The organism is Salinibacter sp. 10B, assembly GCF_002954405.1.
In the GTDB taxonomy this organism is placed as follows: Bacteria; Bacteroidota; Rhodothermia; order Rhodothermales; family Salinibacteraceae; genus Salinibacter.
On the sequence record NZ_MQWC01000004.1, the window covers coordinates 1,735,114 to 1,747,901 of the forward strand.

Annotated in this window: 9 protein-coding genes; 6 read left to right on the top strand and 3 right to left on the bottom strand. The window is 58.6% G+C overall.

The genetic code is table 11. The annotated features are described in order from the left end of the window. Positions 1 to 653: 653 nt before the first annotated feature. Complete coding sequence (locus BSZ35_RS07320) at positions 654 to 1,343, top strand: outer membrane beta-barrel protein (RefSeq protein ID WP_105011822.1); 690 nt, start codon at positions 654 to 656, stop codon at positions 1,341 to 1,343. A 183-nt stretch (positions 1,344 to 1,526) separates the two neighbouring features. Further along, positions 1,527 to 2,168, top strand: a complete 642-nt coding sequence (locus BSZ35_RS19225; RefSeq protein ID WP_146110025.1) for a hypothetical protein — start codon at positions 1,527 to 1,529, stop codon at positions 2,166 to 2,168. 467 nt (positions 2,169 to 2,635) lie between these two features. Here the strand turns inward: BSZ35_RS19225 and BSZ35_RS07330 are convergent, their stop codons facing one another. Both BSZ35_RS07330 and BSZ35_RS07335 read right to left on the bottom strand, forming a co-directional pair. Then, complete coding sequence (locus BSZ35_RS07330; protein ID WP_105011824.1) at positions 2,636 to 3,148, bottom strand: hypothetical protein; 513 nt, start codon at positions 3,146 to 3,148, stop codon at positions 2,636 to 2,638. A 614-nt stretch (positions 3,149 to 3,762) separates the two neighbouring features. After that, on the bottom strand, positions 3,763 to 5,757 hold the full coding sequence (locus BSZ35_RS07335) for a carboxypeptidase-like regulatory domain-containing protein (protein ID WP_105011825.1): 1,995 nt from the start codon (positions 5,755 to 5,757) through the stop codon (positions 3,763 to 3,765). Positions 5,758 to 7,615: 1,858 nt separating this feature from the next. Here BSZ35_RS07335 and BSZ35_RS07340 point away from each other — a divergent pair. The 4 genes from BSZ35_RS07340 (at position 7,616) to BSZ35_RS19500 (ending at position 11,977) form a co-directional block, all read left to right on the top strand. Continuing rightward, complete coding sequence (locus BSZ35_RS07340; RefSeq protein ID WP_258096125.1) at positions 7,616 to 8,674, top strand: SDR family oxidoreductase; 1,059 nt, start codon at positions 7,616 to 7,618, stop codon at positions 8,672 to 8,674. 499 nt (positions 8,675 to 9,173) lie between these two features. Further along, positions 9,174 to 10,478, top strand: a complete 1,305-nt coding sequence (locus BSZ35_RS07345; RefSeq protein ID WP_258096126.1) for an ammonium transporter — start codon at positions 9,174 to 9,176, stop codon at positions 10,476 to 10,478. 44 nt (positions 10,479 to 10,522) lie between these two features. Beyond that, positions 10,523 to 11,242 carry a TorF family putative porin gene (locus tag BSZ35_RS07350; protein WP_181149228.1) on the top strand — a complete coding sequence of 240 codons (720 nt, stop codon included), beginning with the start codon at positions 10,523 to 10,525 and terminating at the stop codon, positions 11,240 to 11,242. Positions 11,243 to 11,815: 573 nt separating this feature from the next. After that, a complete protein-coding gene (locus BSZ35_RS19500; RefSeq protein WP_181149229.1) occupies positions 11,816 to 11,977 on the top strand; it encodes a hypothetical protein in 162 nt (53 codons plus the stop codon). Here the strand turns inward: BSZ35_RS19500 and BSZ35_RS07355 are convergent. Beyond that, positions 11,974 to 12,732 (bottom strand): SDR family oxidoreductase, encoded by a 759-nt coding sequence (locus BSZ35_RS07355; RefSeq protein WP_105011829.1) that lies wholly within the window; start codon positions 12,730 to 12,732, stop codon positions 11,974 to 11,976. The genes BSZ35_RS19500 and BSZ35_RS07355 overlap by 4 nt on opposite strands. Between the last annotated feature and the right edge of the window lie 56 nt (positions 12,733 to 12,788).

Genomic DNA, 12,788 nt, shown 5'->3' on the forward strand with positions numbered 1-12,788 from the left:
GCATCACGCCCCCTCTTGTCGCCTTTTGCCTAGTGAACGTCGCACCTACGACAACCGCAGCGGCTCCCGTACACAGCTCGCCATATTGCAAAGAGATAATCGCGCTGATCCCTCCACTTTTTTCTTCAATTTGATGTACCCCCGAAGAGGAAATGAACCATGAGGAAACAGGAACCATCTCACTCTAGCTCCTTCGGGTAGCAGCCACACGGCGTCAGATCGACTCATTTTGGTTCGTCTCGCCGCTCCCAATTCGGCGTCCAACCGCCTTTAGCCCAACAGAACGACGGTACAGCCCGGATTTTGGCCTTCGAGCGGACGGTTACTGCCGAACAGAAGAGATGCCTTTTCCCTGTCCCCTGCCCGGACATTCGACCAGGGCGGCTCCCCTTTCTCTAGGTGTTCTCTTCAGGCTCATTTTTTCGATTCAAACGGAAAAGCATGTTCTGATTTTTCGCTGGCGTGCCTGTAAAATTCCTTGGGATAGACGTGTATTGACTATTGGCCCAAAGATTGCAAAATAATCCAGAGGATTCACACCAGAACAGGGAGGGCTGCTTGCCTTTCCCTTCGTTCTTGGGTTACGTATCGACACTATATGCATGTGAACGTCTCCAGCATCGCTCTTTCTGCAATCAAAGAACAGTTTACCCATGAAATTCAACTCTCGCCTCCTTCCAACAGGGTTGTTTTGCGCGGTCCTCGCCTTGTTTTTAGCAACTCCTGCGAGTGCCCAGATCCCGACCGGACAAGTGGGGGTTTCCATCGGTGGAAATTTTGAAACGCTCGATGACGTTAGTGGAGGAAATACCGAGGCATCCTTCAACAGTGCGGTCGGATTTCACGCTGGCATTACGTACGATCAGCCTGTTTCTACTACGGAGCCGCTCAGCAACCTAAGCGTGCGCCCGGGTGTGTTTGCCCGTCGGGTGGGCCAGTATGGATTCCCTGGCTCAATTGAGGGCAGTGGGGCCGGCCTTCTCGAGAACGAGGAGTTCACCCTCTGGATGTTCGAGGTGCCCGTCGACCTCCGGTATCAGATTCCAGTCGAGACCGGCCCGGTTTCTCTTTACGGTCTGATTGGGCCCCAAATCTCGATTCCGCGGGCGGACAGCGACTTCGAAGCCACGCTGAACGACGTCTCCTACGCAGTGAATCTCGGCGTGGGTGGGGAAATCAGCCTTCCCGCAGGCCTCACGCTTATGCCGGAGCTCCGCTATGAGCTCGGCGTGACCAATGCCTTCAAAGACGAGTTCACCTATCGATTTCGGGAGTTCTCGATCGAGGACTCTCCCAGCTTCGGTGGACCGCAGCTTCGCGTTCACCTGACGTATGGGCTTTAATCCTCTCACTCCTCTTCTCAAAAAGGCAGCACGAGCCGACGATCGGCTCCGTGCTGCCTTTTGTATGTAAACAGCTTTTTTCGTCGACCCAGCTCTAGTCCAATTATTCGATTGACTCGGTCTCTTCTTTCCATCGTCTTCTGTTTGTGCCTAATTGGGAGCGGGCCCGTCTCTGCCCAAGAGGTGTCTCCGGATACCACGGAGGAGAAGAGAAACACAGCGTACGTAGCCGCTGGAATTGCGCATCCCCGCATTGTCCTTCTCAACCAAACCCTAAACAGGGCAGGATACCCTATCTTCAGCGCAACCGCTCCTTCGGTGGGCGTACGGGTCGACCGCAGAATCGGCCCTCATACTCGCGTCGGGGCAACGGGGCAGGCGTACCTGTGGGGAAGTGGGATAAGCCAAACCGGACGGGCCACCACGTTGCAGGGAGGATATGGACTCTTGACGGTCGGATACGAGTTCCGTCCGCTCTCCGCCCTTCCAGCGCTCCGAATCACACCACGGGTGGGCGCTGGGGCCGGCCTCTTGCAGCTCCGCATCTCGGGCGTGGCCTCCTCTGTTACGGAGGCCCTTCTGTCTCCAGAAAGCAGCTCCGGAAGCACCATCCGCCGACGAAGTCTGCTCGTGTCCGCAGGGGGCACCGTCGAATACCATCTGTTCCGCAACACGGCCGCCCACCTCCGCCTCGGCCTCGAGGGCGGCTACCTGGCGGCCCCGTCGTCAACGGCATGGGGTATCGATGGCCGCACAAGCTCTCCCGGCCCCGACGCCGGGCTTGGCGGACCGTTCGTGCATCTCGTGATTGGACGCAGCTGGTAGTCGGACCTGCCAACCCTGAACCGATCCTGTGGGGCAGTGGCGCAGGGGACACAGATGAATAGCCGGTGCTATTGGATCCGGCTTGGAAGAACCCAAAAAATGTTAGACACGGTATCGTCGCTCTGAGCGTAACTCAGGGTCTACCTGACGATCGCCGAGTCCTCCTCATTCGGCTGCAGGGACTCTGCAATCTAGATTGCCTAGATCAAGTCTGGACACCTGAGATGTCCAGGAGCGACGATGATGGCCGTTTCTGGCGGCTGAAAGCAGATACACGTGCAATCCACACGTAGCACAGCCCGTTCTGAGACGAACGGTGAAGCACAAACGATAGGAGCCGCTCTTCGAGGCATTGCGGGCCGAAGCGCAATGCCCGTAAGCCTCGGACGTCCGGTCCATTCCCTTACGCTCACAGAAAGGCCGTCAAACGTCGAACGCCCCCAATGTCCAGCCAATTGCAGGGGGGGTTATTGCTGAGTGGACCGAAACACCGTAAACTGAACGAGTGTGGAGTCCGCCTCTGTGTTTTGGTATTGCTGGTCCAGTGTCCCGCGCACCCGAATGGAGTCGCCCCCTGCAACGGTGTCCCGCCCGAGCCGAAACTGGTACTCCGTCTGGAACGAGTCGGCGTCGACGGACACAAACGGGGTTACCAGGGTATCGGTCGTCATTTCTTTCGGCTCGCCCGTCGTTCGGGCGCCGCGAGAAGCTCCGTTCTCTTCCCAGGACAGCTCAAGCGGCTTGAGCGATGAGTCGCGGACCCCAACGGTAAGGGTGGGTTCGATGTCGATGGGCGCACTCGACCGCGGTCCGTAGTAGTCCGTCTCCTGGCCGGTGCCGTCATACGTGCCGGTCCAGGCCACGGCCAGAGGCGACGCCCCACCCGGCCCGTCGCCCTCACTTCCCCCAAAGGCGTCGCAGCCTGCGAGAACAAGTCCAATGCCGAGAAGGAAAAGCAGAGGGAGTCGTACGCGATCCATTGGACGAGTAAGGTCTGATATGAAACCGAGGGGCTCTCCTCTTGAAAAGAAAGGAGCGACATGAGACTAGAGAAAGCGTACGGCTCACGACAACACGGTTCCTCATGGACGCCATACCCCGACCGGACAGGCCCGCAAAATCTTGAAAAAACGGCCCCGGCTACTTCTCGCTTCCGAACGGAGGAGACATCGGAATGCTCAGAAAACGCCTACGAGCCTGTAAGCAGGCGAAAATGAGCGCCGCGCGTCGCCTCCAAGGCGCGCGAAACAGGCGATGCGAAGCAAGTGCTTTTAGAGACTGTTTTGACACACGATGGCAGTTCGGGGCGAGCGCGACGACCACCCACCGGGATCCCCTGCTGAACAACGGACGGCCATCCACTCCCTGCGACATATCTCGTCGACTCTCAACCCGCTCAACAATCAAAACAGTCTCTTAGAGTGCGGAATGATGGAAGCGCCGTGCAGAGCCATTTGCAGCCTTTCCGATTCTGTTTGAATACAGGCTCTACATCCCCCATAAACAAAAAAAGGGCCTGAGCCGGCGACGGCTCAGGCCCTTAGTCGTGTACTGTTTACTGAACGGAGACATCCCGCTCAGACGGATGGGAGGTTTAGAGGTCCACCGCGTTGTCGTCGTCGCCGGTCGTCGACGGGTCATTATCACCAACCTCAACCGGGGTGCCGGAGAGATCCGTCACACCGGTGTCGACGATCACGCGGTCATTGGCAGTGTTGCTACCGTCGTCGGTAACCTCAACGACAACCGTGGTTCCACCATCAACCTCAAGGACATCACCAATCGAGGTCGCGGTCCCGCTACCGGTCTCGTTGATCGTGAAGTAGTCCGAGGCGGAATCACCGCGCCGGATGTCGGCAACCGGCTCATCGAACTCCACAACGAGCTCATCGCCGTCAACCTCGCTATTCTCGTCGCGGTACTCGGTGCTGGCATCGACAACACCCAGCGAGTCGGTGTCCGAAAGCGTCTCGGTCGCCAGCGAGCTCTCAACCTCGTTCAGGCTTGTAACCTTCGCGGCGATCTCGATGTCTCCGTACTCGTCCGCGTCGGCCTGGAAGGGGAAGCCACTGATGGTCACCGACTGAACGGAAGACTCACCAAAGTCCATGTCGGATGCGGGGATCGTCGCCACCGACGTAAACTGATTATCTCCCGCCGCCTTGTAGAGAACCTCGGCGGCCGCTCCGGTCTGCTTGAGATCAATGTCGGAGGTGTTGTTCACCCGGACATCAAGACTGACCGATCCGTCGGTAAAGTCGAGGGGTGTGTTTTGCACGTTCTCAATCACGAGCTCCGCGCTCGGCTGCCCCATCTCTTCTCCAACATCAAAGGCAATCGTGTTGTAGCCGCCGAAGTTGTTGAATGGAGGCACATTAGGAACTGTCGGGGACACCCCATACTTCGCATCCACGGCAGCATTGAGAAGGTCTTGCAAGCCCTGCAGCTGGTAACCTTCCGTACCATCGGAAAGCGATTCGGTGGCCGTCAGGGTGAGCGTGTCCCGATCCGCATCGAAGCTTGCTTCGAGCGTCGGGTTCCCGTTTTCGTCGAAGGCCTTCTCTGTTGCACCCGCGACATTGAGAGAGACGATTTCCTCAACCGTTTCGGCCGTAACCGCCTCCGAAATCGGACGGTTGAACCCATGGACGAACTCGGGGGTCGTGCTCTTGTTCTCGAACGTAGGCGGCACCACGAGTTCGAAGGCCGGCACGCTCACAGAAAGCTCTCCGAGTGAAATGTCCGGATTGCCCGCGTTGGAGAACGGTACGGGCTGAAGGCTGGGGCTAGAGTTGAACGTCGTCTCCGCTCCTTCGACGTTGAAATCAAGCGTGTAGTCGTTTGCTTGAAGTCCCTCCGGAACCGCATCGAAAGCAAAAGAGCCGTCCGCAGCTGTCGTCGTGGAGTCGACTACAACATTACCCTCGGTGTCGCTCACACTTCCGGAAGCGTTGTACTCAATATCGAGGTCTCGCTTGAGCGCGACGGACGCCCCCTCGATGGGTACCTCTCCAAACGAGAGAGCCATACCGGAAATCGACCCACTGAGCTCGGCGAGGGGAATCGTCACGCTGGCACTAATGCCGGTGGCGTCCCCGTCACCGCCTGCTTCATTCTGAGGATAATACAGCGTAGCCTCAGCCCGAAAGTTTTCCGGATAATTACCGTCGGCTTCTGCCGTATTGAAGTGAATGGAGTAGTCACCCGATGCACCGATAAAAGAACCCTCCTCTGACTGAGCCGGAACGTCCGTAAAGACAAACTCGCCGGCCTCGTTCGTCGAGTCCGAGAGCGGCTCGCCGTCGGCGTTCACGGCGTCGATGGTCACGGCCACGTCGGCAATCGGTTCGTTAGAGGCCTTATCGACCAGACGGCCCGTGATGTTGCCGGTGACGTCGTACGGCCCCGGCGGCGGATTATTAATGGTTGTCGATGCATCGGTTGAGTCACCCGCAACCGATACGGGGTCGCCTTCCTCGTTCACCGTCGTGTCGCACCCGGTGAAGACGAGAGACGCCGCAAGCACAAAGAGTCCTACCGTCGTCCCAAGACGACCGAGGACCTGCTTGTCTGGTGAGCGTAATCTCATAATTCAAGTCGTAGATGTGTTTTCAAGAAAAGCGAGTGTAAGGAAAGAGCTAAGAGGAGTGAAGGGCGTGCCCCCCTCTTGGTCGTTCCCTAATGGAGCATGTCCCAATATTCCCGAAACGGAAGCTATTGTCAACCAAGCATAGATGTTCTTCTGCGAAGAGTACAGAAAATGAACATTAATGTAGCGAGGAAAAATCTCTCCTCTGTGCATCGCCGTCCATTTTCGCGGCCGGGAACAAAACCAGGCAATGTCCTCGCATGATGATCCTCGCGTCCGGGATTCGCTACTGGGACTACACAACTGCTCGGTACTATCACGTATCAAACTTTGCGCCAAACCGATTCTTTCGTGCTCCTCATAGAATGGCCTTTTTTAAGAAAACGATTTGGGTGTCGAATATGCGACATAACCGACCCAAAATGCGCCTCACATCCAGAGACTTTTCGTCCCATCGGGTTTTGGCAATGTCTGGAGTATTCTCCTATCGGCCCGCACGCGTTATAAAGACGGATTTTGCAAACGCGACCAGCATATCCGATGTGCGCCACCCCGAGTCGTTGTCCCCTTCTGTACTCTCGTCCATTCTAACCGGTTTTTTTGACACTAATCGTTTCGAATACTCATGGAGGCCCCGGAGCCCTGACCTGTAGAAACTGACGCTTCCTGGCATCGACTTGTAACATCCCTGTTGCCTTTCCCCGAACGGGCGACCCCCTTCCCAGAGGGCACCGCTCGGATCCTCCTTCGTCCTAGATGCTTCCCTCATCACCTCATATATACTGTCTGCGCCCGTAGGCGTATATTCGCGACTCAATATTTCTCTGTGACTGTCCGTCGTTTCTGTTCGGAAAATCCCGAAGCCCCTCAGGTCGCCCTTTGCCTCCGCCAGCCATGCATCCCTGTATAAGTCCCTCTGTGAACCGTCTCCATGAGACGGATGTCCACGCCTGCTGAAACCGTCTTCTCGTACTTAGAACCTGTTTTAATTTACACCCGTCTCCACATCCGATGCCGATATTTTCGTAGACCAAAAGCACATCGGAGCGTATACGCCTGCATCCCCGGCGGGGAGAAACGGGTCCGCAGTCGTAGCGTCCTGCCGAACTCACAGCGTGTGAAATTAAAACAGCTTCTTAGAGTCCCCGCTTCTTCGCCAACCGCGCACTAGTTCACGCCGGCTCGGAGACCCCAGACAGAACCGGAGACTCGTTCTGCGTCAGGATTACCACAACTGGGTAAAACCTTCTCACTGTCCTAGCTTCGGCTGCCACCAGAAGTCCCGAATTGCCTGCCCTCCCTGAAGCAACCCTTAGTCTTCGTCGACGTTGAAGCATAACCCTTCCGCTCGCGATGTACTTGACCTCTCCGGTACACATCCAGGCGAGGTCGACCTCGCTCAAAACAAACGTTTCCTCTCCCTACCAAATGTCCACAGTCTGTCTCCGCTGATCTCCCCAATTTTGAGCTCCCAAACAACGCTGCTCTTGAATCCAATGCCCTCGGACATCACTGTTGGTCTCCAGACGTCGCGGACCGGTGCTCGGCCCCTCTCAGCACCGTTGTGCCACGTATCGATGACATGTGCGGCCCCCTGACCACGAAAACACACCACGTTCGTCACTCCTGGACATCTAGATGTCCCAAAGCGACGATATGGCAAAATTTCGGGGATGGCGACAACTTCATAGACAGACCCTCAGATGGCCTGGGCAACGAGAATGATGGTTTTTATTTTTAAGGACTGCACATCTCAATACTGGACAGGGACTGAAGGACGCCCCCACTGCGATAATTGATGTCGAGGATTCGACATTTTCTCCTCGTCTCGTTCACTCCGCTTTTTCCCTTCCCGCTCATGATATTTCTCACCGGCGTCCCCGGCTTCCTCGGCACCCGTCTCCTCCGCTCGCTCGCGGCTGAATATCCGGACCGATCCCTCGGCCTCCTCGTCCAGCCCAAGTTCGAGAGGACCACTCGGCAGGTTCTGCGCAATCACGCCCTTGCAGACCGCACCACCGTCCTTCCGGGCGACATCACCGAACCGGACCTCGGCCTCGGGGACCGCTACGACGATATTGCCGACCGGATCACGATGGCGTGCCACCTGGCCGCCGTGTACGACCTCAGCATTCCGCGGGACGTGGGGTGGCGCATTAACGTGGACGGCACGCGCCACGTCCTCGACCTGCTCGCCCAGTGCCCCAACCTAGAGCGATTCGGCTACGTGAGTACTGCCTACGTCTCCGGGCAGCGAACAGGCACGCTCTACGAGAACGAGCTCATCCACAACACCGGATTCAAGAATTTCTACGAGGAAACGAAGTACCACGCCGAGGTGCTGGTGCAGGACCGCATGGACGAGATCCCGACGATGATCTTCCGTCCGAGCATCGTGGTCGGAGATTCAGAAACTGGAGAGACGGACAAGTTCGATGGACCGTACTTCGTGCTCCATGCCCTACAGCAGTTGCCACGCTACACGCTCATGACGCGGATCGGCTCTGGCACCGAGCCGGTCAATCTCATTCCAGTCGACTTTGCCATCGCGGCCATGAGCCATCTCTTGGGTGAGGACGACGCCATCGATACGGTTTTTCACCTCACGGACCCGCAGCCACTCACGACCCAGGCGATTCTGGAGCTCTTCAGCGACCTGCTAGACAAGAATGTGGCCTATGTGCCTGTGCCCTCCAGTGTCGCACGCACTCTCATGGGAACGGGAATTGGGCGATATCTCGGCATTGCACCGGAACTGATCGATTACTTCGACCATCCCTCTCGCTACGACAACAGCAACACCCAGTCGGCACTCGCGGGAACCGGCATTTCGTGTCCTCATCTCCCGGACTACGCACCGAAAATGGTCGAATACATGCACCGACACGCAGACGTGCGATCGGAAGCCATGTACTAGTGGTCAGTCAAGCTGAGGGGGTCGGGTGCTGAATTGAACACGGTGTGTTGCATACGGCATTCTGCGGCCTGAATACAGTCCACTGGCCCATCGGTCTCCCCGACATGGAAAACGTGACGCATCACTAGCGCGCCTTTCCGGCAGGATTCGTGCACACAAGGGCATCGGCAATCTAGAGGAACGAGTGTGATGCCCTTCGATCGGATGTCGCCCCTCCCCCTCGCCTAATCACGCACGAGAGATCTCCCACAAATCTCTTCTCTTTCAGGGCCGCCCCTCCCAATGAATTCGTGATAATTGTTTACATTACACGAAGAACCCAGCGGTAAGCGCTTCCGAACGTTTTGGGAGCGCTTTTCTTTTCCCGCAACTTTTGAGTCTTTTCTCTCAATTTACTAGAGTTGCTGTCGTCGAATGCGCCAAAACCAAAAAAATAGCCGACGACAGAATGCGTACAGCCACGTTGTTCTTGCTCGCGATCGGATCTCTTCTCACTCCGATGAGCGCAGAAGCACTCCCCGTCGCGGCTCCGGCCGACCCGTCCCTCCCGCAAGCCGCTTCGGAGGTGCAAACGAATCTCAACTACGTGTGGACGATTCTCGCAGCGGCCCTGGTGTTTTTCATGCAGGCGGGCTTTGCCCTGCTGGAGGCCGGCTTCTCCCGCGCCAAAAACGCGGTCAACATTATCATGAAAAACGTGATGGACGCCTCCGCCGGGGCGCTGGTCTTCTACTGCGTTGGCTTCGGGATCATGTTCGGCACCTCCTGGCAGGGGCTCGTCGGCACCGACGGCTTCTTTCTTACCGGCACCGGCGAGCAGCCGACCACGTGGGTCTACGCCTTCTACTTCTTCCAGGCGGTCTTTGCGGCCACGGCGGCCACCATCGTGTCCGGGGCCGTCGCCGAGCGGATCCAGTTTAGCGGCTACCTGATCTTTTCGGTCCTCATCACGGGGCTGATCTACCCGGTGTTCGGGGCCTGGGCTTGGGGCGGGCTCTTCAACGGCAGCGGCTGGCTGGAGGGGCTCGGCTTCATCGACTTTGCCGGCTCGACGGTCGTGCACTCGGTTGGGGGCTGGGCGGCCCTCGCCGGCGCGCTGGTCGTGGGGCCCCGCGTGGGCAAGTACGCGGCGGACGGCACCCCGCGGGCCATTCCTGGGCACAGCCTTCCCCTCGCGGCCCTGGGCGTGTTCATCCTGTGGCTCGGCTGGTTCGGCTTCAACGCCGGCTCGACGACCGCCGGCTCGACCGCCATCGCCCTCATCGCGATGAACACCTTCCTCGCCGCCGGGGCGGGCGCGGCCACGGCCATGGCCGTCACCTGGATCGACACCGGCACGCCCGACGCCACCATGACGCTGAACGGCGTGCTCGGCGGCCTAGTCGGCATCACGGCCGGCTGCGCCACCCTCACCGGGCCGTTTGCCATCCTCACCGGCGCGGTCGCGGGGCTGCTGGTCGTCTACGCCACGCGCTTCATTGAAACGTACGTCGACGACCCGGTGGGCGCCATCGCGGTGCACGGCGTCTGCGGCGCGTGGGGCACGCTCGCGGCCGGCCTCTTCGACAGTAGCGGCTTCAGCCTCTCGCAGGTCGGGGTGCAGGCCCTCGGCATCGCCGCCGCCTTCCTCTGGACGTTCCCCGTGAGCTACGTCGTCTTCTCCGTCGCCGACGCCCTCGTGGGCGGCCTCCGCATCAACGGCGAAAAAGAACAGCTCGGCCTCGACCAGCTGGAGCACGACGTCGACGCTTATCCGGAGTTCGGACCAAACGACAACGCAAAAACTCCGACTCCTGCAGTCTAACCGTTTTGTGCCTCTTCTTTCCCCCCTCAACCGGACCCATGAACATGACGCCTTCTCCTATGACCACGTATGCCCGCGTTTTTCTCCTCCCGCTCATTGCACTCTGTCTAGGCGTCTTGCCCCCCGCCCCCGTCCAGGCACAGTCGTTCGATCTGGGAGCGACCCTCACCAATCGGTACGTCTGGCGGGGCCTGGACTTTGGGGACGCAGCCGCCGTACAACCCAGCCTCTCGTTCTCTCATGCCGGATTGACGATTGGCGCCTGGGGCTCTTTTGAGATGAGTCCACAGGCCGGATCAGCGGTGAACGAGAATGACCTGTATGCGAGCTACGCTGTCCAGACTTCCGCCGGCACCTTTTCGGTAAGTGTCACGGATTTCTATTTCACAAACCCTGGAAGTGACTTCTTTGACTACAGCGACGACGGCTCGCACGTAATCGAGCCAGGGATTGGTTACAGTGGTCTCGTATCGCTGTCGGCCTCCCTCAACGTCCATGGAGCCGACCGCGAGGTCTGGCTGGAGGCCAGCTATCCGTTCACCGTCGAGGAGGTCGACCTTGCCCTTGCGGTCGGCGGCACCCCAAACGACGGCTCTGGATATTACGGCACCGACGCGGATACGGATGCGGCCATTACTAAACTCAGTCTGTCGGCCTCGAAGAGCGTTGAGATTACCGATTCGTTCTCACTGCCTCTTCGTGCATCGTACTACGTGAATCCGTACCTGGCCCGGAGCTACTTCCTCTTCGGCATCAGCCTGTAACTGATGGCCTTGCATTCGCTTTCAGCCAAACGACCGGCTCCAGGGCAACTGCTCTGGGGCCGGTCGTACGTGCATGACCCGGCTCATACCGGGTCCGGATGTAGACGTCAGCTATTGGGCGGAACGTCAGCATGAGCGTTCAGACGTCGAATGCTGCTCCTTCCTTCAAGAGAAGGCCACTGGATTCCAACGGTACTACGGATTGGATTCTCATACCTACCGGACACTTTTCAATTTCGCGGTCGTCGGCACCGAAAAATCCCTGGCGATTCCGCGATCTTCCCTTCGAAGTCGCTATTTATGGGCGAAACTGCTGAAAATGCACCAACGATTTTCCATTTTTCTAACGTCGCTCCTGGACATCCGAGATGTCCAAACTGGATTTGGGCAATCTAGATCGGGGTCTGGAGCGACGGTTGGAGAAGATTTTTCAGTGCCCTGAGCAAACTGTCCGGTAGCTAGTTCTCATACACAACAATGCGGAAGGATTTAGCATCAGGACCATCCCCTCCGGGCTTCGGTGACATCCGGTTGCAGGGGAATACATGCCCTCCTCGGAAGCCGATGTATCGAATGTCCTTCCACACTCACCCCGAGAACGTTCGAGAGCGGAAGAGGGTACAGCTTAATCAACAGATCGGCCCAGACGGACTGCTCGCAGGGCCGTCCGGGGCCATCGTTGCCGACGGCTGTTCTCCCGGTTCCGGCCCCCAGCGGGAGCCGCGGCGCGGCTAGTGCACGTAGCTGCCGGCATTTACATCGATCGTAGCCCCGGTTGCGTGATCGGCCTGGCCGCTGGCCAGGAACACGACGAAGGGGGCTACATCTTCGGGCACGGTGAGATTATTGAGTGCGAGATCGCTCGTCGCGTGCGCCTCCCCGTACTCATCGATAAAGTCCTGCGCCATGTCCGTGCGCACGAAGCCCGGCGCAATCGTGAACGCCCGGACGCCGTCCTCCCCAAAGCCGCGCGCCACCGAGCGGGTAAGGGCTACGAGCCCGGCTTTCGAGGCCGCGTAGGTCATGTACGCAGGGGTATCGCCCCGGAAGGCTGCACGGGAGGCAATGCTGATGAGGCGCCCCCCGCCATGCTGCCGAAAGTGCGGGAGGGCGTGACGACAAAGGAGCTCCGGCGCCCGCAGATTGACGTGCATCGTGTCCGTCCATGCCGCGTGCCACTCGTCCGTATCGGCCTCCAGCGGCGTCGGCTCAGCCACGCCGGCATTGAGAACAAGAGCGTCGACCGGGCCAAGGACATCTACGACCCTACCGAACAACCGGTCAGTGGCGGTCAGGTCCGTAAGATCGGCCTGGATCGGCTGAGCCCCGTGCCCGCACTGCTCCGCCACTTCCGCGGCCGCGTCGCGGCTCTGCCCGTAATGGACGGCCACCGTCGCCCCCACATCGGCCAGGGCAAGAGCTGTGGCTCGTCCAATTCCGCGGCTGGCGCCGGTGACGAGGATGGTGTGATCGGAAAGATCAAGCCTCATGGTCAGAGCTAAATGCGATTGGTGTACAGAGCAAAAGAGACGTAATCAAACGTGAG

Bases quoted from the DNA above. Each gene is read 5' to 3' on its own strand.
- BSZ35_RS07320 (WP_105011822.1), top strand. From the start codon at position 654: ATGAAATTCAACTCTCGCCTCCTTCCAACAGGGTTGTTTTGCGCGGTC.
- BSZ35_RS07330 (WP_105011824.1), bottom strand. From the start codon at position 3,148: ATGGATCGCGTACGACTCCCTCTGCTTTTCCTTCTCGGCATTGGACTT.
- BSZ35_RS07335 (WP_105011825.1), bottom strand. From the start codon at position 5,757: ATGAGATTACGCTCACCAGACAAGCAGGTCCTCGGTCGTCTTGGGACG.
- BSZ35_RS07340 (WP_258096125.1), top strand. From the start codon at position 7,616: ATGATATTTCTCACCGGCGTCCCCGGCTTCCTCGGCACCCGTCTCCTC.
- BSZ35_RS07345 (WP_258096126.1), top strand. From the start codon at position 9,174: ATGAGCGCAGAAGCACTCCCCGTCGCGGCTCCGGCCGACCCGTCCCTC.
- BSZ35_RS07350 (WP_181149228.1), top strand. From the start codon at position 10,523: ATGACGCCTTCTCCTATGACCACGTATGCCCGCGTTTTTCTCCTCCCG.
- BSZ35_RS19500 (WP_181149229.1), top strand. From the start codon at position 11,816: ATGTCCTTCCACACTCACCCCGAGAACGTTCGAGAGCGGAAGAGGGTA.
- BSZ35_RS07355 (WP_105011829.1), bottom strand. From the start codon at position 12,732: ATGAGGCTTGATCTTTCCGATCACACCATCCTCGTCACCGGCGCCAGC.